Raw genomic sequence first — 20772 nt, 5'->3', positions numbered from 1 at the left:
CGGTGTCGAGCAGGGCCTGCTTCACTTTGTAAATTTCCGCCAAAATGAAGGGTAAGAGGCGGGTGTGTCGCATGCATACAATCAAAATTTGCCCGACTCGTCGTATCTAACACCTGCGACCCGAAGGGCTCGGAGCAGCTTTGCAACGAGTTCTCAACTATAGAGGGCGGCTCTTCACGAGCCGCCCTTTTTTTCATGGCGCACGAAGTTGCGCCCCTTCGCGGATCCCGTCGCACCAAACCAAGTGTGACAGCAGAATTGCCACTTGCAGTCCCGCGGTCTACAGAATCGGGTGTTTCGTGAGGAAACGCGGGCGCGGGGACCTAATTGGGCAAGATCGAAGAACAAGGCGGGCTGCCCTTCAGCTTCGAGTTCATCGAAGCGCCGGCTGACCTAAGGCCTTATTGCAATTCGCTGTATATTTTCCGTGCCTCGGAGGCCGGATACGAGGACTGGCTGCCTGCCTATTCGGGACAGCTGGCCGTCGTGCCGAGCGGGTATGCCGATATGCCTTTCGACAAGGATGTGGTCGGCCGGACTTCAGAAGTCACGCTGATGGGTCCGCTGGTTAAAGCGCGCCCCTTCAAGATCTATGGTCCGATGCTGATGCTCGGCGTGTCGCTCAACTTCCGCGGCTGGGCGGCGTTCACGGGGCTGCCGGTCAACGAAAACCACGACGCTTTCCTCGATCCGGCAACGGCCATGTCGCCCGACCTGCTGGCGCGCCTCGCCGCGCTGCCCGATGCCCTGCGCAGCGGAGAACTCGACGAGCGTGGGGCACTGGACGCGATGGCGGCGGTGGTACGCGACGGGCTGAGCGAGCTGCCGGTCCGCCACGTCCAGGTGATCGACACGACGCTGGAATGGCTGTCCTCATCCTTCAAGCCGGACATCGAGGTGCTGCAAGACAAGCTGCCCTATTCTGAACGGCAGGTGCAGCGGCTGGTGACGCGTTTCTTCGGCCAGCCGCCCGTCCGCCTGATCCGGCGCTATCGCGCGGTTCGCGCGGCGACCCTGCTCTCGCTGCCCGAACTCCCGCTCGAGATCGAGGCCGAGATCCGCGACGCGTTTTACGACCAGGCGCATATGATCAAGGAAATCCGCGCCTTTACCGGGAAAACCCCGCGGCGCATCGAGAAGAGCGACGGGACCCCGGTTCGCGACATGCTCGGTCCCGACGGTTATTCCTCGGTCGACCTGTTCGGCGGAAGCGAGGACCGGCAGCTCGGCCGCAAACCTGTTTAGGCGCTAACTGCTAACGACTCGCAACAAGCGGAAATCCGTTGAAACCGCGGGTTTGCGCTCATACGTGGCTAATCGGAGCGGATTCGTCCGATTTAGACCATGCGCCTTTCGAACCTTGCAGATTACGCTGTCGTCACGATGAGCCAGGCAGCCCGCCATTGCGGCGGGGGCAGGGTCAGTGCGTCCGAACTCGCCGCTGAAACCGGCCTGCCCGCCCCGACGGTGCAGAAGCTGGTCAGCAAGCTGGTCGGCGCAGGACTGCTGCGGTCGGTGCGCGGGGCCGGCGGCGGCTTGCAGCTGGCCCGTCCGGCAGCCGCGATCAGCCTCGCCGATATCGTCGAGGCAGTCGAAGGTCCGATTGCGCTGACGGCCTGTGTCGAAGGGACCGATTGCTCGGTCGATCACGAATGCCGCGTGCGGCCCCACTGGCCGCTGGTGAACGAAGCTTTGCGCGGCGCCCTGGCGAATATCAGCCTGGTGCAGCTGGCGCAGGAAAAGGAAATCGCGTGAGCGAAGACGTAGACATCCAGGACCGCGAGGCCCGCGAAGCTGCTGCCAAGGCGGCCGAGTACGAGCATGGCTGGTCGGCGGACATCGAGACCGAATTCGCCGAAAAGGGCCTCACCGAAGACACGGTCCGCTTCATTTCGGCCAAGAAGAACGAGCCGGAATGGATGCTCGAATGGCGCCTCAAGGCCTTTCGCCTGTGGCAGACTATGGAAGAGCCGGACTGGGCCAAGCTCGGCTATCCGGCGATCGATTACCAGGACGCCTATTACTACGCTGCGCCCAAGAAGAAGGAAAAGCTCGCCAGCCTCGACGAGCTCGATCCCGAGATCAAGGCGGTCTACGACAAGCTCGGCATTCCCGTGGCGGAGCAGGAAGTGCTCGCCGGGGTCGAAGGCGCGCGCAAGGTCGCGGTCGATGCCGTGTTCGACAGCGTGTCCGTCGCCACCACCTTCCGCGAGGAGTTGAAGAAGGCGGGCGTCATCTTCCTCTCGATCAGCGAGGCGATCCGCGAATATCCGGAGCTGGTGAAAAAGTGGCTCGGCAAGGTCGTGCCGCAGAAGGACAACTTCTTCGCCACGCTCAATTGCGCGGTCTTTTCGGATGGCACCTTCGTCTACATCCCCGAAGGCGTGCGCTGCCCGATGGAGCTGTCGACCTATTTCCGCATCAACGCGGAGAATACCGGCCAGTTCGAACGCACGCTGATCATCGCCGAAAAGGGCAGCTACGTCAGCTATCTGGAAGGCTGCACCGCGCCGATGCGTGACGAGAACCAGCTCCACGCAGCCGTGGTCGAACTGGTCGCGCTCGAAGATGCGGAGATCAAGTACTCGACCGTCCAGAACTGGTATCCGGGCGACGAGAACGGCAAGGGCGGGATCTACAATTTCGTCACCAAGCGCGGCCTGTGCCAGGGCGCACGCTCCAAGATCAGCTGGACGCAGGTCGAGACCGGCAGCGCGGTGACGTGGAAGTATCCCAGCTGCGTGCTCAACGGCGAAGACAGCGTGGGCGAATTCTACTCGGTCGCAGTGACGAACAATTACCAGCAGGCCGATACCGGCACGAAGATGATCCACAACGGGCGTGGAAGTCGTTCAACCATCATTTCCAAGGGCATTTCGGCGGGCAAATCGAACAATACCTATCGCGGCCGGGTCGCGGTGGCGGCCAATGCCGATGGCGTGCGCAATTTCACCCAGTGCGACAGCCTGCTGCTGGGGGACCAGTGCGGCGCGCACACCGTGCCCTACATCGAGGTGAAGAACCCCAGCGCCCAGATCGAGCACGAGGCGACCACCAGCAAGATTTCCGACGACCAGCTGTTCTACGCCATGCAGCGCGGGCTGGACGAGGAAGAGGCGGTGGCGCTGATCGTCAACGGCTTCGCCAAGGACGTGCTCAAGGAACTGCCGATGGAATTCGCCGTGGAAGCGCAGAAGCTTCTGGCGATCTCGCTTGAAGGAAGCGTTGGATGACCGACCGCAAGACCCTCCAGCTTCGCGATCCCGCGGAAGCCGCCGACACCGCTCCGGCCCTCAAGAAGAAGGGCCGCGGGTGGGAGATTTCTGAAAAGCGCCTCGATGCTCTGCACGAGCAGGCCCGCGAGATGCGGCGGCATTCGTCGGAAGCGCACAAGGCGCTGGCCGAGCGTTTCGCCAAGGCGGACATGGGCCGCTACACCTTCAAGCGGCACGCCGTGGTCGGCAGCGCGATCGTCGATTTCAACTGCCACAACCTCGGCATGGCGATCATGATCGATGAAGAGGGGCAGGACGAAACGCTGGCCAAGCGCCGCGACAAGAGCCTCGAGGCGGTCGGCATCCGCGTGATGCGCATCGCCGCGAAAGACATTCTCGAAAACATGGAAGAGGTGCTTCAGCGCATCACGCTCGGCATGCGCAGCCGCATCGCCGACAAGCAGGCTGCGCGGCGCGAACACCAGCGCAGCAGCACCCCGCGTCCGCGTCACAGCAGGAAAGACAATGCTCAAGATTGAAAACCTCACTGCCGAGATCGACGGCAAGACCATCCTCAACGGCCTGAGCCTCGAAGTGGCGGCCGGCGAGGTCCATGCGATCATGGGCCCCAACGGCGCGGGCAAGTCGACCCTGTCCTACGTGCTGGGCGGACGCCCGGGCTATGAAGTGACCGGCGGCAGCGTGACCTTCCGCGGGCAGGATTTGCTCGATCTCGAACCTCATGAACGTGCGGCGGCCGGCCTGTTTCTCGGCTTCCAGTACCCGGTCGAAATCCCCGGCGTGTCGAACGTCCAATTCCTGCGCGAGGCGCTGAACGCACAGCGCAAGGCGCGCGGCGAGGAAGCCCTGTCTGGCGGCGAATTCCTCAAGCTCGCCAAGGACAAGGCCGGCCTGCTCGGCCTCGACATGGACATGCTCAAGCGCAACGTGAACGTCGGCTTTTCGGGCGGCGAAAAGAAGCGCGCCGAGATGGTCCAGATGGGTATTCTCGATCCCGCCTTCGCCGTCCTCGACGAGACCGACAGCGGCCTCGACATCGATGCGCTGCGCGTGGTCGGCGAAGGCATCAATGCCATCATGCGCGCGCCCGACAAGGCGGTGCTGCTGATCACCCACTACCAGCGCCTGCTGGACGTGGTGAAGCCCGATCGCGTATCGATCCTCAGCAAGGGCCGCATCGTGAAGACCGGCGGACCCGAGCTTGCCCTGCGCCTCGAGAACGAAGGCTATGATGCGGTGATGGCAGAGCCGGCATGAGCGAGGCTGCGATCCTACCTACCCGCAGGGACGAGGCTTGGCGCTATTCCGATACGGATGCGCTGGCCGGCATCGACCTTGGCAATTGGCGCGCGATCAATGTCGCGCCGGGCGAGACCGTTCGTGAAACGCTGGTGGTCGAGGACGAGAACGGCAATGCCGATGGCACGCGCCTGACGCGGCTGCGCGTCTCGATCGGCAAGGGTGCGCGCTACGAACTGTTCGGCGTAATCGCCAGCGCGCATCTCGGCCGCGTGGAAGTCGAAGTGACTCTGGCCGAAGGCGCGCATTTCGAAATGGGCGGCATCACGGTCGGCGGGCGCGACACGGTGCGCGAATTCGTCACCCGCGTCGTCCATGCTCAGCCCAACGCCACCAGCAACCAGGTGGTGCGCAGCGTCCACTGGGGGCAGGGCACGGGCAATTTCCTCGGCAATATCGAGGTCGTGCGCCACGCGCAGAAGACCGATGCCGCGCAGAGCTTCAAGGGCCTGCTGCTGGAAAAGGGCGCGAGCGTGAATGCCGTGCCGCAGCTGGAAATCTTTGCCGACGACGTGAAGTGCGCCCATGGCGCCAGCGTCGGCCAGATGGACGAGAACGCGCGCTTCTACATGGCTGCGCGCGGCCTTTCGCCCGAACTCTCGCGCCGCCTGCTGGTGCAGGCCTTCATCGGCGATGCGCTGGTGGCGCTGGACGACGAGGCGGAGCACGAGCGCCTGTTGCAGGTCGCGCTGGACAAGCTGGACAAGCACCTGTGAGCGAGGTGGCGACCCTTTCCCGCAAGACGGACTTTCCCGGCCTGCTGACGAGCGACGGCGCGCCGTGGCACTATCTTGACACCGCCGCGACCGCGCAAAAGCCGCAGGCGGTGATCGACGCGATGAGCCGCGCGCTGGGCCGCGATTACGCAACCGTGCACCGCGGCGTCTATGGCCGCAGCGCGCACATGACGCTGGCCTACGAGGCCGCCCGCAGGCGCGTTGCGCAGTTCATCGGCGCAGCGTCCGATAACGAGATCGTGTTCGTGCGCGGCGCGACCGAGGCGATCAACCTCGTCGCATCGAGCTGGGGCATGACGCGCCTCACCGCAGGCGACCGTATCGTGCTGTCCACGCTCGAACACCATTCGAACATCGTGCCCTGGCAGATGGTCGCCGAACGCACCGGCGCGCAGATCGACGTCTGCCCGCTGACCGAGGATCACCGGATCGACCTCGGCGCGCTCGAGGCCATGCTGACCCCGCGCACGAAGCTGGTGTCGCTCGCCCATGTTTCCAATGTGCTCGGCAGCGTGCTGGACGCGCGCGCGGCTGCAGACCTTGCCCATTCGGTCGGCGCGAAAATCCTGCTCGACGGGTGCCAGGCCGCGCCGCGCATGACGCTCGACATGGCCGCGCTCGATTGCGACTTCTACGCCTTCTCCGGCCACAAGCTCTACGGGCCGACCGGTATCGGTGTGCTCTGGGCGCGCGAGGACATCCTCGATGCCATGCCCCCCTACCAGGGCGGCGGCGCGATGATCGAGAAGGTGAGCTTCGAGGGCACGACCTATGCCCCGCCCCCGCAGCGGTTCGAGGCGGGCACGCCGATGATTACCGAGGCCGTCGCGCTCCACGCGGCCATCGACTACGTCGATGCGATCGGGCCGGACGCGCTGTTCGCGCACGAAAGCGCGCTCGCCGCGCAGCTGCGCGAGGAACTGCGCCGCACCAATGCCGTGACGCTGTTCGGGCCGGAGGAAAGCGCCGGCATCGTCAGCTTCGCGCTCGAGGGGGTGCATCCGCACGATCTCGGCACCATATTGGACGAGGAAAACGTGGCGATCCGCGCAGGCCACCACTGCGCGCAGCCGCTGATGGAGCATCTGGGCGTCCCGGCCACGGCCCGCGCCAGCTTCGGCCTCTACAGTGACGAAAACGACATCGCCGCCCTGATGCGCGGCATCGAAAGGACCCGGAGGATCTTCGGATGAACAAGCCCTCTGACGAGAATGATTTCATCGCCGCCCCCTCGCCTGCTGATACGGTGGTCGGCAAGCCGCCGCGTGCGCGCGTGTCCGACGCGATCGATCCCGACGAGACGGCCGACGCCAAGCTGGAGCGCAAGCGCGATTACCTCGAAGGCTTCCTGCAGAAGAAGCCGGAAAACGTGCCTGCCGGTTCACCCGGCGGCGCGCTTTACGAAGCGGTCATCGATGCACTCAAGGAAATCTACGACCCCGAAATTCCGGTCAACATTTACGACCTCGGCCTGATCTACGGGGTCGAGGTGTCGGACGAGGCCGACGTGGTCGTCACCATGACGCTCACCACTCCGCACTGCCCCGTGGCCGAAACCATGCCGGGCGAAGTCGAACTGCGCGCCGCCAGCGTGCCGGGCGTGCGCGATGCCGAAGTCAACCTCGTCTGGGACCCGCCGTGGGGGCCGGACAAGATGACCGACGAGGCGCGTCTCGAACTGGGGATGCTGTGATGGGAGATGCGACCATCCGACCCGCGCCCAAGGCGGCCGTCATCCTGACCAAGGGTGCCGAAGCGCGCATCGCCGAGCTCATGTCGAAGGCACCCGAAGGGGCCATAGGCGTGAAGCTGTCAACCCCGCGCCGCGGTTGTTCGGGCCTTGCCTATTCGGTCGACTACGTCACCGAGGAAGCGAAGTTCGACGAGAAGATCGAGACCCCCGGCGGCGTGTTCTACATCGACGGGGCGAGCGTGCTCTACCTCGTCGGCAGCACGATGGACTGGGTGGAGGACGATTTCTCCGCCGGTTTCGTGTTCGAAAATCCCAACGCCAAGGGCGCTTGTGGCTGCGGCGAGAGCTTCATGGTATAATGGCAGGGATGGAAGAGCGCGAAATTGCCAGGCTGATTGCCTCCCTGCACGGGCCGGAACGCCGGCTCATGGAGCGCATCGCAAAGCGCTGGCGCAGGAAACCGCCCGAATCGGGCATTTCCGTTCCCGCTATTCCTCCCAAGGGCCCGCTGCCCAAGCAGGGCGGCGCCGAAGCCCCGTTGGTTTTCGACTGACCTAGCCTTCCGCGAGGAAAGCGAGCAGCGCTTCCTCGAATTCGTCCACCCGTCCGTCGGCGGCGATCTGCGCGTCGAGCCATTCCTTTTCGCCATTCGTCACAGCGTGCGCATCGGCGGCAGCTTCTGCGGAGGAGGCGCCGCTCGCCTTGCGGCCGAACACCTTGCCGAACGCATTTGGCGAAGCCTTCGCCATCCGGCCGAGGAACGAGCCGACGCCGTGCGAGGTGTCGTGCATGAAGGCCTGCAATTCCTCCGCACGCTCGCGGCTGATCTGCGCATTGGCATGGGCATGGCCCTGCAGGTAATTCGCCACGCCCTGCACGAACAGCTGTTTCCATTCGGGCGCATTGTCGCCGTCCAGCGTCGCGTCCTTCAGGCGGAAGAGCATCTCGGCTTCCTTGCGGCCGACGGCTGCAGGCCGTTCGCTGGCAGCCGCGAAGATGGCGCGACGCAGCAGATTGGCCTCGGTTGCGTTGACGTTGCCAGCTTCCAGCTCGCCGCCGCAACGGGTCGGGCCGGTGCCGTGCAGAACGGCGTGTTCGACCTTGGCGACCGCGAAATCCTTGAGCGAGACGGGAACATTGTGCGCGCGTTCGAAGACGCGCAGCAGCAGTTCGAATTCGGCCATCGAGCAAAGGTGCCCGTCGGCATCGATCTGGCTCACCAGCCAGTCGGCATTTTCCTGGTCGACATAGCCGCGCGGCGCGCGCTGGTTGACCACGTACTCGCCGAGCGCCTCGACGAAGAAATCGGTCCATTCGGGGCCGCGTTCGCCAAGCTGCGCATTGATCGCGAAGATCGCTTCGGCTTCGTTCTGGCAGATGCGCCCATCCGGCCATGCCTCGCGTCGCAGCGAGAGGACTTCCTCCGCCGAAACCTCGCCATTGGCCGAGACACGCTTGGCCAGATCCGAAAAATGCACGCTCATGCTCGTCCTATCCCACAATTACAGGCGCGGGAGAGCCTAGGACAGTTTGCTTAAGACCAGGTTAGCGACGCAGGGCGCGCACGCAGGCGGCCCGGTCCACGTCCAGCGCATCGCTGGCGCGGCGCGCGGCCACGTAGGTCGCGCTCGGCTCCGCCCCCGGGGCAAGCGGGTAGAGATAGACGTCGAGCACGCAGGCCTCGCCGGTGAACTGCAGCTTGTAGGCATCGCCTTCGCGCACCGAGAGGCGCGGCGGGCCGAACAGGTTGGCCAGCGCCGTCGCATTCTTGCCGATTACGCCTTCGAGGCCGGGCAGGTTCATCACCTGCGGCGCCCTGAACCCGCCGGTCGAGGGGGCCGGGCGAACTTGCGTCTGCGGCGGCGGGGTCGTGGCTGCCGGGCGCTGCTGCTGCGGCGGCCAGTAGGTCGGCGGCGAGGAGCTCACGCAGGCGGACAGGGTTGCCGAGGCAAGCACGACGAGGGCGATGTTACGCATGGGTGCCTCTTGCGCGGTGGACCATGTGGGTTGCGCTCGCCGCGCCGAGCACGGGGGCGAGCAGGTTGGCGAACGGCACCAGCATGATGCCGGCGACTGTCCCGCCGAGGAGGAATCGCTGGCCCGCGCTCATCGGGGCAATTTCCGCCTTGTCGCTGCGGTGGCGCAGCCAGACCATGTCCTGCAATTCGCGGCCCAGCAGCCATCCGTTGACTGCCCAGAACAGGACGGCGGTGCCGATGCCGGTGACGAGCAGGGCGATGGCAAAGGGCAGGGCGAGGAGGTTCACCAGCACCGCGCGGAGGGCAGAGCGCAGGCTATTGCCCAGTTCCTCGCGGAACGGCAGGCCGGCGACCTTTGCGGCGTGCGGATAATGCCGCGCCTCCACCGCCCGCACGATCTCGTCGGCGTAGAACTGGAGGACGAACAGCGCCACGATGCGGAACAGCAGCCAGCCGGCGACAAGTCCGATGGTCAGCGCGGCGACGGCAGCAAGGGTATCGCTGTAATCTTCGGGCATGTTGGCGGCGAGCCAGCTCTCGATCGCCGAATCGAGCGCGGCCCACAGGCCGATGCCGAGCACGGTAAAGATCGCCAGCGTGACGAGCACGCTTTTCACGAGCACTTTCACAATGGCGGGATCGCCCAACTGGCTCAGCGACAGGGCAAGGGCGCGGGGTAGCGAAACCATGACAGGGGGCGGGGAATGCGCGCGCCGTCGCGGCAAGTCAATGTTGCCCTTGGCCTAGGCCCGACGAACCGCTAACCGCGCCCGACAACTCGTTACCAGACCTTCCCGGAGTACCCATGTCCCAGCCCCGTTACGACGTCCTCGCCATCGGCAATGCCATTGTCGATGTGATGGCCCCCTGCGCAGACGATCTCATCGAGGAGCTGGGCCTGGCCAAGGGCGGGATGACCCTGGTCGACACCGAGCGGGCGAAGGAACTTTACGACGCCATGGGCCGCGCGACCGAGATTTCGGGCGGTTCTGCGGCCAATACGCTGGCCGGCATGTCCTCGCTGGGCGCGCAGTGCGCCTTCATCGGCCAGGTCGCGGCCGACCAGCTGGGCGAGATCTTCAGCCACGACATCCGTGCCGTCGGCATCGATTTCGACACCGCGCCCCGCGCCGGCGACCCGCCGACCGCGCGCTGCCTCATCTTCGTCACACCCGATGGCGAGCGCACGATGAACACATTCCTCGGCGCGAGCCAGTTCCTGCCGCCGGCCGCGCTCGACGACGAGCTGATCGCCAGCGCCGGCATTCTCTATCTCGAAGGCTATCTGTGGGATCCGGAAGAGCCGCGCAGTGCCATGCGCCGCGCCATGGAGGTTGCCCGCGGCGCGGGTCGCAAGGTTGCCTTCACCGCGTCGGAAAGCTTCGTGATCGACCGTCACGGCGACGATTTCCGCCAGATGATCGACGAAGGCCTGATCGACATCCTCTTCGTCAACGAGCATGAACTGGCGACCCTGACCGGCGAAGCCGATTTCGAAGCCGGTCTCGCCAAGGTCGCGGGCAAGGTTCCCGTCCTCGTCGCCACCCGCAGCGCCAAGGGCGCGGCCGGCATCGCCTATGGCGAGCGCGTCGATATCGAGGCGGAGCCGATCGACAAGGTGGTCGACACGACCGGTGCGGGCGATCTCTTCGCTGCCGGCTTCCTGACGGGCCATGCGCGCGGCGAAAGCCTCGAGCGGTGCCTGCGCATGGGGGCGATCTGTGCGGCCGAGATCATCAGCCACATCGGCGCGCGCAGCGAAAAGGACCTGAAGGCGCTGGTCGCCGAAAAGCTCGGCTGACCGGCGCTCAGGATACCGGCTTGCGGTATTCCGGGTCGCGCAAGGTCAGGATGTAATGCGCCAGTTCCTTGGCCTGTTCGGGGTCGAGGTCGAAATCCATCACCATCGGGTAATTGTGCGCGTCGGTGAGATAAGCCTGCAGCGTATCTTCCGTCACGCCTTCCCGGTTGGCGATATCGGCAAAGGTCGGCGACGCCGGATTGGGCGACAGCCAGGGCTTTTCCACCGCATGGCACCCGCCGCACGCGCCTTGCGCAAAGGCCAGCGGATTGTCGTGCGCGACATCGGTCGGCATGGCGATCGCGGTTTCCTCCTCCCCATAAGCCGTCTGGCAGGCGGCAAGCCCGACAAGGGCGATGGCGGGAAGGGCGAAGCGCAGCGGCGATCCGGTTCGTGTCATGCGGGGAGTGTGCCTCTGCTCTTCCTTGCCTGACAAGGAAAATCATCTCCATCGCACCATCGCGGCGCCCTTCATCGCCATTCGACCCCGATTGGTGTAGTCTTGCGCCGGGTCCGCGAAAGTGGAGGAGGGACATATGCTTCGAACCGCGTCAGTCCGAGGCCTGGCTCTGGCGACTTGCCTGGGCAGCCTGGTGGCAAGTTCGGTAACCGCGCAGGAACGCGCCCCCCGGCGTGCACAACCCGCACGCGCGGCAACGATGACCCAGGTCGATCCGCCGAGCCTCCAGGTCCAGCTGCGCGATGGCGCGACCCGGTCGAAGCTGGCAGCCGAGCTCAGGGGAATTTCGGTGGACCAAGTCTTGGAGGTCGCGGCGCGGGTCGAACGGGCCCCTGCTGATGCAGCGAGCAGGGAGCGGCGCGAAGCGCGTGAGAGCGTCGGAGATGCAGTCGGAAAGGCGCAGCTCGCCACTCTCGCGCGCATGGCCGCGACTTCGCGGGCGGCACCTTCGCCAGAAAGCATCGGGCCCGTGGCGCGCGCGACGATCAAGCCCGGTACGGCCCGGCCTGCGCCCGCGGGAGGAACCCAGCTCGCCGCCCCGCCCCGTCCCACGCTCGACGTGAACGGCTTCGGCGAGGACCTGCACCAGGCTCTCAGCGGCAGCGTACAGGGTTACACCATGCGCATGCGGCGCAACGGGCAAACCATCTACACGCTCCAGTGGAACTGGGCCCGGCGCCCGAGCGACGGCCAGCGCGGATGGAATCCCGACCGGCGCATGAATATCGCCAGCGTGTCGAAATTCATCACGGCCGTGGCGATGTTCGACCTGCTCGACCGCCGGAACATCGATCCTGCCACGCCGATCGCGCAGTGGCTGCCCGCCTACTGGAATCTCGGACCGAATGCCGACGACATCACTTTCGAGATGCTGATGACACATTCCTCGGGGCTGGCGAACTCGGGCTCCACCGATTTCGGAACGATGCGTCAGATGATTGCGGCGGGCGTTACGTCGAACCTGCCGACCAGCTTCACCTACGAGAACACGAATTTCGGCCTGCAGCGTATCCTGATCGCAACGCTTGGCGGCTATGTCGGTCGCAACCTTAATCTCGGCAACACCGGCATGAACGATGCCATCTGGAATGCGACCACGATCGCGGCCTACGACGACTATGTCGAGAAAAACGTCTTCGCCCCTGCTGGCGTGACCAATGCGGGCTTCGGCAAGAATGCCGACACCGCCCTTGCCTATGCCTTCAACGGCGGCAGCGGCTGGAACACGGGCGACCTGTCATGGCGTGCCGGTTCGGGCGGCTGGCATCTCTCGGTGGACGAAATCCTCGATGTCGCGGGGACCTTCCGCTACACCGACAAGATCGTGTCCAGGGCCAAGGCGGCGTCGGCCATTTCGAGCCGTTACGGGCTCGACGGGCGCTGGGCGACCAACTGGGGTTCGGTCTATCACAAGAACGGCAGCTGGAGCGAACAGGCCGACTGCCCGGCCGGACAGCGCCAGGAGCAGAGCTTGCTGCTGCTCATGCCCGACAACATGGAAATGGCGCTGCTGGTGAACTCGCCGGTAGGCCCCGGCTGCACCTTCCTGCGCGGCGTGGTGCAGCAGGTGCTGCTCAACAATATCGTCGAGCCGAACGGCTAGCCGCGCTCGCGCCTGACCTCGCGCTGGCCAATGTCGCGGCGGCAGAAGCCTTCCGGGAAATCGACAGCGTCGACTGCGGCATAGGCATTGCGCTGCGCCTCGGTCGCGCTGGCGCCGCGCGCCGTTACGTTCAGCACACGCCCGCCGTTTGCGACCAGCTGGCCGCCGTCCAGCTTCGTGCCGGCGTGAAACACCTTGGCCCCGCCTGCTTCCGCCTCGCCGATGCGGATCGCGCCGCCCCTTTTCGGCGTGTCGGGATAGCCTTCTGCGGCCATGACCACGGTGAGGGCGAAATCGTCCGACAGCTTCGGCGCCGCGATCTCGCCCAGCCGGCCTTCGGCGCAGGCGAGCATGATTTCGACGAGGTCGCTTTCCAGCCGCATCATCAGCACCTGGCATTCGGGATCGCCGAACCGGACGTTGTATTCGATCAGCTGGGGCCCGTCCTTGGTCAGCATGAGGCCGGCGTAGAGCACGCCCGAATAGGGGTGTCCTTCCTCGCGCATGGTCTGCACGGTCGGGCCGACGATTTCGCGCATCACCTGGTCCTGCAGCGCCTGGGTGAGGACGGGGGCAGGCGAATAGGCGCCCATGCCGCCGGTATTGGGGCCGGTATCTCCTTCGCCCACGCGCTTGTGGTCCTGCGCGCTGCCGAAGGGGACGATCGTCTCGCCATCGGTGAGCGCGAAGAAGCTCGCTTCCTCGCCGGTGAGGAATTGCTCGATCACGACTTCGCTGCCCGCGCTGCCGAACTTGCCTTCAAACATGTCGGACAGCGCGTTCTGCGCATCTTCGCGGGTTTCGGCGATCACCACGCCCTTGCCTGCTGCCAGGCCGTCGGCCTTGAGCACGAAGGGCGGGTCGAACTTCTTGAGCGCGCCCCAGGCCGCTTCGAGCGAGGTGCAGCGCACGAAACGTGCAGTGGGGATATTGGCCCGCTCGCACAGCTCCTTGGTGAAGGCTTTCGACCCTTCGAGCTGTGCGGCAGCCTTCGAAGGGCCGAATGCAGGGATGCCAGCGGCGCGCAGGCTGTCGGCAAGGCCGTCGACCAGCGGCGCTTCGGGGCCGATCACGACCAGCCCGACGCCGTTGTCGCGGCAGAAGCGCTCGACTGCCGCATGGTCGGCAGCGTCGAGGTCGACGCATACGGCACATTCGGCCATTCCGGGATTGCCCGGGCTCGCCCACAGCTTGTCGCAGGCCGGCGATTGCGCCAGTTTCCACGCAAGCGCATGTTCGCGGCCGCCGCTGCCCAGCAAAAGGATATTCATGCCCGCCGATTTCCCGTCAGATTCCGAAGATGAAGGCTTGGTAGCGAAGGGGCGCGCAGGCGACAATGCCGCCCCGCTCTCCATCAGCGAAATCTCCAACCTGCTGAAGCGCACGGTGGAGGACCGTTTCGGCTTCGTGCGCCTGCGCGGCGAACTGTCGGGCGTGAAGCGTGCGGCCAGCGGGCACCTCTACTGCGCGCTCAAGGACGAGAAGGCGGTGCTCGACGGGGTGATGTGGCGCGGACAGGCCGACCGGCTGCCGTTCCGCCCTGAAGACGGGCTGGAAGTCGTCGCCAGCGGCAAGCTGACGACCTATCCCGGGCGCTCCAAGTACCAGATTGTGATCGAGCGGATGGAGCTGGCAGGCGAAGGCGCGCTGCTGGCCCTGCTGGAAAAGACCAAGGCGCGGCTCGCTGCAGAAGGGCTGTTCGACGAGGCGCGCAAGCGGCCGCTGCCCTTCCTGCCGCGCACCATCGGCGTGGTCACTTCGCCCACGGGCGCGGTGATTCGCGATATCCTCCACCGCTTGGCCGACCGTTTCCCCAGCCGGGTGATCGTGTGGCCGGTGCTGGTGCAGGGCCAGGGCGCGGCCGAACAGGTGGCCGGCGCGGTGCGCGGCTTTTCCGGCCTGCCCGAAGGCCATCCCGACCGCCCCGACCTCGTCATCGTGGCGCGCGGCGGCGGCTCGATCGAGGACTTGTGGAGTTTCAACGAGGAGGTCGTGGTCCGCGCGATTGCGGATTGCTCGATCCCCACGATCAGCGCGGTCGGGCACGAAACCGATACCACGCTGGCCGACTTCGCGGCCGACCGCCGCGCGCCGACGCCGACTGCGGCGGCAGAGATTGCCGTGCCGGTGCGGGCGGAACTGGCCGCGACCTTGCGCGATTTCGCAGCGCGCAACCAGCGGGCGATCCTGCGGCCGGTGCAACTCGGCCGCGAACGGCTGGAAGCGCGCGTGCAGCGGCTGCCGGGGCCCGAGGCGATCCTGCAGCCGAGCGCGCTGGCGCTCGACGAGATGACCGAGCGGCTGCGGCGCGGCCTCACCGACCGCGCGGCGCGCGGGCGCGAGCGGCTGGGGCAACTGCGCCTTTCGCCGGCCATGCTGGAGCGGAACCTGCGCGATGGCCGCAAGGCGCTCGGCAACATCCGGCTCGTGCCCTCGCTGGTCGAGCGCCCGCTGGCCGAGCGGCGCGAAAAGCTTGCCGCAATCGCGCGTCTGGCCGAGCAATTGCACCCGGACCGCCCGCTCGAACGCGGCTATGTCCGCGTGACTGGCGCGGGTGGCCAGACCGTGACGAGCCGCGATGCGGCGGCAAGCGAAGCCGCTCTCACGCTCAAGTTCCGCGACGGCGACCTCGCCGTCGTGCCCGGCGAAGGTGCGCCTCCGCCGCTGCCGCGCAAGCCTGCGCCCAGGCCCCGCGCCAAGGGAACGACGCCTGAACAGGATGATTTGTTCGGTTAAGCGCGAAATGCTAGAATGGCGTCCATGTTGATGAACAAGAATTCCGGCCCGTCTTCGGGCGAGGCAAAGCTGCAATACGGCCCCAACGGTTTCCGCGTCCTGCGCGCGGGCCAGCACGTCTTCTGCGCGGCATCGGGCGTGCCGATCGCGCTGGAGGAACTGCGCTACTGGTCGGTCGAATACCAGGAAGCCTATGCGACGCCGCAGCTGGCGACCGAGCGGCTGAAGCCGTGAACCTCGCAAGGGTCGCACCGCTTCTCACTCTCCTTGCAATAACCCCTGCCGCGCAGGCCGAACCTGCGCCTGCGCAGCCGTCCGATGCGGCGCCGCTCGCCCAGCCTGTGGCCGCCGATTTTGCCATTCGCGGCGAGCTGGAGCAGGGCGGCTGGATCCGTGGGCGCCTGCCTGCAGGCACAGTGGCCGCGGCGCTTGGTTCGACCCCGCTGTCCTTCGACGAGAACGGCAATTTCTTCGCCGCCTTCGACCGCGACCAGGACGGAGCGCTCCGCCTCAGCGCGACGCGGCAGGACGGGCAGGTCGCCTCGCGCGATCTTTCGGTAAAGCCGCGCGACTGGAACATCGAGCGTGTCAACGCGCCCCTGCGTCCCGGCAGGTCCTCAGAGGCGTTCATGGAGCGTCGCAGGCCCGAGCTCGAAGCGATCTGGGAAGCGCGAGAGAAGGACACGCAAAGCGAGGGCTGGCGGCAGGATTTCATCTGGCCGGCCAAGGGGCGCATTTCGGGGCGCTTCGGATCGCAGCGGATCTACCAGGGTCAGCCCGGCAGCTATCATTCCGGCCTCGACATCGCGGGCGGCAATGGCACGACCTACGTGGCGCCTGCAGCCGGGACAGTGGTGCTGGCGGTGCGCGGCTTCAGCCTCGAAGGCAATTTGCTGATCATCGATCACGGCCAGGGACTGAACAGCGCCTTCCTCCATTCCTCCGAACTGTTCGTGAAGGAAGGCGACAGGGTCGAGCAGGGCCAGCCGCTCGGCCGCATCGGTGCATCGGGTCGGGCTACGGGTCCGCATTTGCACTGGAGCCTCAAATGGCGCGATGCGCGGCTCGATCCGCTGCTGTTCCTGCCGCCCATGTGACGAATGCGGTGGCGCCGCCCGGATGGCGCGGCTAGGGGCCTTGCCGTCATGCGACCCACCCGCCTGATCCTCTGTGCCTGCGTGATTGCCGGCCTCACCCCCGGGACGTTCCTGCGGAGCGAAATCCCGCCGCCCGATCTCGCCGCACCGATCGAAATTGTGCCGCTCGACACCGCGCCTGCGAACAGCGGCCCACTGACGCTGGCCGGCGCGTGGGAGATCACCGGAGAAAACGACGGGATCGGCGGATATTCCGCCCTCCTCGCGCTCGACGAGGATACCCTGCTGGCCGCCAGCGATGCGGGCCGTGTCCTGATCCTGCCGCGGCCGGACCGGACCGGTCTGGGACCGGCGGAAGTGTCGGGTTTTACCGGCCTTACCAATGACGGCTGGATCAGGGTGGATGTCGAATCGCTGGTCCATGACCCTGCCACTGGGGCCTATTGGGCCGGAATCGAGGGTTCCAATCACATCGTCAGGTTCGCGGCCGACCGGAGCTGGAGTGCGGCGGCCAAACCTGCTTCCATGCAGGAATGGGGCCATAATACCGGCGCCGAAGCGATGGTGCTGCTGCCCGATGGACGGGCGATCGTGATCGAGGAGGGGGTGGCGAGTCGCCCTCCATCCGGAATCGTGTTCGACGGCGATCCGGTGCGGGTCGAAGCTTCGGCCACTTTCACGCTGGACGGCACCGGCGGTTACAAGCCCGCCGATGCGACCATGCTGCCCGACGGACGCGTGGCGGTCCTGCTGCGGGCCTGGGCCCTCGGCCTCCCGCCGCGATTTTCCGCGCGGCTGGCGGTTTTCGACCCGGCGCAGATTGCCGACGGGGCGACGATCGCGCTCGAGCCGCTGGCCGATCTCGGAGAGGGATTTCCGAGCGACAATTACGAAGGACTTCTGGTGACCGGCGACAAGGACGGGGACTGGACCGTGTGGCTGGTGTCCGACGACAATTTCGCCTCGTTCCAGCGGTCGCTGCTGCTCAAGCTGGACTGGCCCCGGACACGGCAAAAGGCGCGCAGGTGACCCCGCGCGCCCTTGCTTAAGTCGTAAAGGAGAAGTGCGCGAAGCCTCAGGCGGCTTCGACGGCAGCCTTCTTCAGTTCGCGCTTCACCTTGAGTGCGCGCGCCGACAGCTTCTCGTCATTGGTCTTGAGCAACCAGTTGTCGAGACCGCCGTTGTGCTCGACCGAGCGCAGGCCCTGGGTCGAAACGCGGAACTTGAAGCTGCGGTCCAGCTTCTCGCTCATCAGCGTGACGTTCTGCAGGTTCGGCAGGAAGACCTTCTTGGTCTTGTTGTTGGCGTGGCTCACATTGTGGCCGACCTGGCGGCCCTTGCCGGTGAGTTCGCAAATGCGCGACATGATACGTCTCTCGTTCGAATGGCTGGGCGAGTTCCCTTGGCCGCGGTGAGCGGGGCGGGGGCTCATTAATCCCGGAAAGCGGCGCGCATAGCGGCGGGTAGCCGAATCGTCAAGCACGTTGCGCGAGCCGGAGCCGGGGGCTAGCGAGGCGGCATTATGACCTCGTGGACCCTCCCGCAACCCATGCAGCGCGCGCTCGAACTGGCCGAGGCCTCTGCCGCTGCGGGCGAAGTGCCGGTCGGCGCGGTCGTGACGCGCGCCGGGGCGATCATCGCCGAGGCGCACAATGCCCCGCGCGAAACGCACGATCCGACCGCCCACGCCGAAATCCTGGCGATTCGCCGCGCGGCAGAGGCGCTGGGGGACGAACGGCTTACGGATTGCGAGCTCTGGGTTACGCTGGAGCCCTGCGCCATGTGTGCCGGCGCTATCGTCCACGCCCGCATCGCCAAGCTCTATTACGCTGCCAGCGATCCTAAGGGCGGCGCGGTCGAACACGGCGCGCGCGTGTTCGAGCAGGAGCAATGCCTGCACAAGCCCGAGGTCTATTCCGGCATGGGCGAGGCACGCGCGGCGGAAATGCTGCGCGGGTTCTTCAGGGAGCGTCGCTGAGCACCCCGTCCGCTTGCGACCCATTTGCGGATTAAGAGCCGTGGTGTCGGCGCGACTGTCGAAGTGTAAGGCCGCCGGGCTCGGATTTCCGTAGCCCGACGGCCGGGGTGCGTACCCGAAAGGCTCGGTTGGAAACCCTTCCATGCGGCTATACTCGGAGAGGCTGTGGAATAATATTGAATAAAATGCCTGCACTTGTTACCTGCGCGAACATATGGATGAGATGCGTCTCCTGCGGCATTTTGAAGCCGTTTATCGGCTATCGAGCTTTTCGGCTGCAGCTAGGGAATTGAGGCTGACGCATTCTGCGATAACGAAGAGCATCAAGGCGCTTGAGGATGGCTGGGAGGCCCAGCTTTTCAACCGCACCACGCGCAGCGTGATTCCCACGGAAGCCGCCAAGAAACTGTATCCGCAAGCAGTCGATCTACTGGCCTTCGCGGCGAGCGTGCGGAGGTCCGTTGCGACGGAACAAATCGAGATAAATATTTTGAGCGGGGCAGGTGCGATCGAAGGATACATCCACCCTGCCATTCTGAAGTTCGCGCGCCGGTATCCTGAGGCCAGGATCAACGTTGCGACAATGCAGGCGCATTTGGCCGCAGACGAACTGCTTCAGCGCAGGGCCGATATTCTTGTTTATCACGACACCAGCTTCGCCGTGATGCCGCACAAGAACCAGATGCGTCTGACTAAGGTGGTCGATGAGCCTTACCTCATTGTCCATCGCCCTGAATTTTCGCCTGATTTACGAAACAGCTCCCTTGAAGATCTTCTGCTTCATTATGACTGGGCGTTGCCGGTGAGCCGGACATTCGAAGATTTCCTGCCGGCGAAATTGCGCAATTTCCTGAAGAACGAAGCTGCGCCCAGATACCGCCTTGCGAACCAGACAGCCTGTATTGAGCTTGTGAAACAGAGCGACCTGTTGAGTGTGCTTCCGGGGAGCCTAGCCGGAGACCTCGTAGCTCGAGGAGAGCTCTCGGCAATTCCCCTTCCCGCCGATTTCCGCTTCGCGATCAGTGCCGCAATTCACGATAACGCTGCCCAAGAGCCCACCTTGAACCACTTCATCGACTGCATGAAGGCACTTTAGGGCTCGATGTTGAACCGCGTACCGTCAGCTGGATCGCCGGACAATCATCTATTGCCGCTAGGGCTTCCTATCATGTAAACGTTCACAACAAGAGGGCCGCAGACAGGGAATCTCGCAATCTTCGATAGGTTGAATAGCGGAAGCCAGGGCGTCACTGTTCGATACGCTTTGCCCGCCAAGCGATTGCGCCCGTACGTCTCCACCTATTCGTTGACCGTAGTGGACAAGAAGGCGCCAACGGTCTTCGACCAGGTCTATCCCGAATGGCCCAACATTCGCATGACGGTGGGCGGGGATATGGCTGCCTGCACCGGCATAGGTCCCCTGCGGGTCTGCAATCCGATTTGCGGGATAGGGCCGACCAGCCATGCGACACGCTTTTCGCTTGAACCGGGCCGCTATTGGACAATCAGCCTCCTGCCGCTCGGTTGGACAAGATTCGTTGGCATCCGCGCATGCGAATTCGCCGATCACTGGGAAATCCTTGACCGCGACGGCCCTCTCGCCAAGTTTGCACCACTGCTCTCTTGCGAGAGAGGCGCGCCGAATTTTTCCGAGGTAACTGCGCAGATTGACAAATATTTGCTCAGGTTGCTGGCTCAGCCGGGAACCAGGGAAGACGCGATATTCAACGTCCATTGCGCCCTGCTCGATCCCCGGGTGGCGTCGGTAAAGGACTTCGCCGCACGGGCGGGCATTGGCGTGCGTGCGCTCGAACGACTTTCCTTATCGGCCTTCGGGTTCAGCCCCAGCCTGCTGTTGCGCCGCCAGCGTTTCCTGCGCAGCCTCAGCCAATTCATGCTCGACCCCTCACTTTCGTGGATCGACACACTCGATTCCCAATATGTCGACCAGCCCCATTTCATCCGCGACTTCCGCCGGTTCATGGATACGACACCGAGCGCGTTCGCGGCAGAACCGCACCCGGTCTTATGGGCTGCAGCCAAGGCCCGGACAGCGATCGCAGGAAAGCCCATGCAGGTTCTTCAGCCGCCGGGCGAGGTTGCTTGATATTTGCTGGTCGTGGACGCTGAAGCTGGACTGCTAACCACCCATT

Annotated in this window: 25 protein-coding genes; 19 read left to right on the top strand and 6 right to left on the bottom strand. The window is 65.1% G+C overall.

Going from position 1 to position 20772, the window contains the following annotated elements; all coding sequences use genetic code 11:
* The first annotated feature begins 327 nt into the window (after window positions 1–327).
* From LCL94_RS06830 to LCL94_RS06785, 10 genes are all read left to right on the top strand, one after another.
* Window positions 328–1245: a helix-turn-helix domain-containing protein gene (locus LCL94_RS06830; RefSeq protein ID WP_224831557.1), complete on the top strand. Its 918-nt coding sequence runs from the start codon at window positions 328–330 to the stop codon at window positions 1243–1245.
* A gap of 99 nt (window positions 1246–1344) precedes the next feature.
* Window positions 1345–1755: an SUF system Fe-S cluster assembly regulator gene (locus LCL94_RS06825; RefSeq protein ID WP_160608570.1), complete on the top strand. Its 411-nt coding sequence runs from the start codon at window positions 1345–1347 to the stop codon at window positions 1753–1755.
* Window positions 1752–3233 (top strand): Fe-S cluster assembly protein SufB, encoded by a 1482-nt coding sequence (gene sufB / locus LCL94_RS06820; RefSeq protein ID WP_160608569.1) that lies wholly within the window; start codon window positions 1752–1754, stop codon window positions 3231–3233. The genes LCL94_RS06825 and sufB overlap by 4 nt, the downstream gene beginning before the upstream one ends.
* Window positions 3230–3754: an endonuclease domain-containing protein gene (locus LCL94_RS06815; RefSeq protein ID WP_224831556.1), complete on the top strand. Its 525-nt coding sequence runs from the start codon at window positions 3230–3232 to the stop codon at window positions 3752–3754. The genes sufB and LCL94_RS06815 overlap by 4 nt, the downstream gene beginning before the upstream one ends.
* The gene (gene sufC, locus LCL94_RS06810) at window positions 3741–4493 is read left to right on the top strand and encodes a Fe-S cluster assembly ATPase SufC (RefSeq protein WP_224831555.1); all 753 of its coding nucleotides are present in this window, start codon (window positions 3741–3743) and stop codon (window positions 4491–4493) included. Before LCL94_RS06815 ends, sufC begins: the two co-directional genes overlap by 14 nt.
* Window positions 4490–5251, top strand: coding sequence for a SufD family Fe-S cluster assembly protein (locus LCL94_RS06805; RefSeq protein ID WP_224831554.1), 762 nt, complete (start codon window positions 4490–4492; stop codon window positions 5249–5251). The genes sufC and LCL94_RS06805 overlap by 4 nt, the downstream gene beginning before the upstream one ends.
* Entirely contained in the window at window positions 5248–6465 is a 1218-nt protein-coding gene (locus tag LCL94_RS06800; protein ID WP_224831553.1) for an aminotransferase class V-fold PLP-dependent enzyme, read from the top strand. Before LCL94_RS06805 ends, LCL94_RS06800 begins: the two co-directional genes overlap by 4 nt.
* Complete coding sequence (locus LCL94_RS06795) at window positions 6462–6965, top strand: SUF system Fe-S cluster assembly protein (protein WP_224831552.1); 504 nt, start codon at window positions 6462–6464, stop codon at window positions 6963–6965. Before LCL94_RS06800 ends, LCL94_RS06795 begins: the two co-directional genes overlap by 4 nt.
* Window positions 6965–7324, top strand: a complete 360-nt coding sequence (locus LCL94_RS06790; protein WP_224831551.1) for a HesB/IscA family protein — start codon at window positions 6965–6967, stop codon at window positions 7322–7324. Before LCL94_RS06795 ends, LCL94_RS06790 begins: the two co-directional genes overlap by 1 nt.
* Before the next feature lie 8 nt (window positions 7325–7332).
* Window positions 7333–7518, top strand: coding sequence for a hypothetical protein (locus LCL94_RS06785; protein ID WP_160608562.1), 186 nt, complete (start codon window positions 7333–7335; stop codon window positions 7516–7518).
* A gap of 1 nt (window position 7519) precedes the next feature.
* Here LCL94_RS06785 and LCL94_RS06780 read toward each other — a convergent pair whose 3' ends face one another.
* From LCL94_RS06780 to LCL94_RS06770, 3 genes are all read right to left on the bottom strand, one after another.
* Window positions 7520–8449 carry a hypothetical protein gene (locus LCL94_RS06780; protein ID WP_224831550.1) on the bottom strand — a complete coding sequence of 310 codons (930 nt, stop codon included), beginning with the start codon at window positions 8447–8449 and terminating at the stop codon, window positions 7520–7522.
* Window positions 8450–8510: 61 nt separating this feature from the next.
* Window positions 8511–8942 carry a hypothetical protein gene (locus LCL94_RS06775; RefSeq protein ID WP_224831549.1) on the bottom strand — a complete coding sequence of 144 codons (432 nt, stop codon included), beginning with the start codon at window positions 8940–8942 and terminating at the stop codon, window positions 8511–8513.
* A complete protein-coding gene (locus LCL94_RS06770) occupies window positions 8935–9633 on the bottom strand; it encodes an EI24 domain-containing protein (RefSeq protein ID WP_224831548.1) in 699 nt (232 codons plus the stop codon). The genes LCL94_RS06775 and LCL94_RS06770 overlap by 8 nt, the downstream gene beginning before the upstream one ends.
* Window positions 9634–9749: 116 nt before the next feature.
* Here LCL94_RS06770 and LCL94_RS06765 point away from each other — a divergent pair, with 116 nt between their 5' ends.
* Entirely contained in the window at window positions 9750–10745 is a 996-nt protein-coding gene (locus tag LCL94_RS06765; RefSeq protein ID WP_224831547.1) for an adenosine kinase, read from the top strand.
* 7 nt (window positions 10746–10752) lie between these two features.
* Here the strand turns inward: LCL94_RS06765 and LCL94_RS06760 are convergent, their stop codons facing one another.
* On the bottom strand, window positions 10753–11145 hold the full coding sequence (locus LCL94_RS06760) for a cytochrome c (RefSeq protein ID WP_224831546.1): 393 nt from the start codon (window positions 11143–11145) through the stop codon (window positions 10753–10755).
* 259 nt (window positions 11146–11404) lie between these two features.
* On the opposite strand from LCL94_RS06760, the gene LCL94_RS06755 reads away from it, so the two are divergent.
* Window positions 11405–12808, top strand: coding sequence for a serine hydrolase domain-containing protein (locus LCL94_RS06755; RefSeq protein WP_224831545.1), 1404 nt, complete (start codon window positions 11405–11407; stop codon window positions 12806–12808).
* On the opposite strand, the gene purD is transcribed toward LCL94_RS06755, so the two are convergent.
* Window positions 12805–14079, bottom strand: coding sequence for a phosphoribosylamine--glycine ligase (gene purD, locus LCL94_RS06750; RefSeq protein WP_224831544.1), 1275 nt, complete (start codon window positions 14077–14079; stop codon window positions 12805–12807). The genes LCL94_RS06755 and purD overlap by 4 nt on opposite strands.
* On the opposite strand from purD, the gene xseA reads away from it, so the two are divergent.
* The 4 genes from xseA to LCL94_RS06730 are packed head-to-tail and all read left to right on the top strand — an operon-like array spanning window position 14078 to window position 17670.
* Window positions 14078–15544 carry an exodeoxyribonuclease VII large subunit gene (gene xseA, locus LCL94_RS06745; protein ID WP_224831543.1) on the top strand — a complete coding sequence of 489 codons (1467 nt, stop codon included), beginning with the start codon at window positions 14078–14080 and terminating at the stop codon, window positions 15542–15544. The two genes, purD and xseA, sit on opposite strands and share 2 nt — an antisense overlap.
* A gap of 24 nt (window positions 15545–15568) precedes the next feature.
* Window positions 15569–15778: a DUF2093 domain-containing protein gene (locus LCL94_RS06740; protein ID WP_160608554.1), complete on the top strand. Its 210-nt coding sequence runs from the start codon at window positions 15569–15571 to the stop codon at window positions 15776–15778.
* A complete protein-coding gene (locus LCL94_RS06735; RefSeq protein WP_224831542.1) occupies window positions 15775–16641 on the top strand; it encodes a M23 family metallopeptidase in 867 nt (288 codons plus the stop codon). The genes LCL94_RS06740 and LCL94_RS06735 overlap by 4 nt, the downstream gene beginning before the upstream one ends.
* 48 nt (window positions 16642–16689) lie before the next feature.
* Entirely contained in the window at window positions 16690–17670 is a 981-nt protein-coding gene (locus LCL94_RS06730; RefSeq protein WP_224831541.1) for an esterase-like activity of phytase family protein, read from the top strand.
* Window positions 17671–17716: 46 nt separating this feature from the next.
* Here the strand turns inward: LCL94_RS06730 and rpmB are convergent, their stop codons facing one another.
* A complete protein-coding gene (gene rpmB / locus LCL94_RS06725; protein ID WP_160608551.1) occupies window positions 17717–18007 on the bottom strand; it encodes a 50S ribosomal protein L28 in 291 nt (96 codons plus the stop codon).
* Window positions 18008–18163: 156 nt separating this feature from the next.
* Between rpmB and LCL94_RS06720 the strand changes: the two genes are divergently transcribed.
* The 3 genes from LCL94_RS06720 to LCL94_RS06710 all read left to right on the top strand — a co-directional run bounded on the left by LCL94_RS06720 (window position 18164) and on the right by LCL94_RS06710 (window position 20726).
* Entirely contained in the window at window positions 18164–18619 is a 456-nt protein-coding gene (locus LCL94_RS06720) for a nucleoside deaminase (protein ID WP_224831540.1), read from the top strand.
* A 214-nt stretch (window positions 18620–18833) separates the two neighbouring features.
* Entirely contained in the window at window positions 18834–19715 is an 882-nt protein-coding gene (locus LCL94_RS06715) for a LysR family transcriptional regulator (protein WP_224831539.1), read from the top strand.
* A gap of 219 nt (window positions 19716–19934) precedes the next feature.
* A complete protein-coding gene (locus LCL94_RS06710; protein WP_224831538.1) occupies window positions 19935–20726 on the top strand; it encodes a helix-turn-helix domain-containing protein in 792 nt (263 codons plus the stop codon).
* Window positions 20727–20772 lie beyond the last annotated feature (46 nt).

It is taken from the genome of Qipengyuania gaetbuli (genome assembly GCF_020171365.1).
GTDB lineage: Bacteria > Pseudomonadota > Alphaproteobacteria > Sphingomonadales > Sphingomonadaceae > Qipengyuania > Qipengyuania gaetbuli_B.
This window is presented reverse-complemented; position numbering and strand designations above follow the sequence as displayed.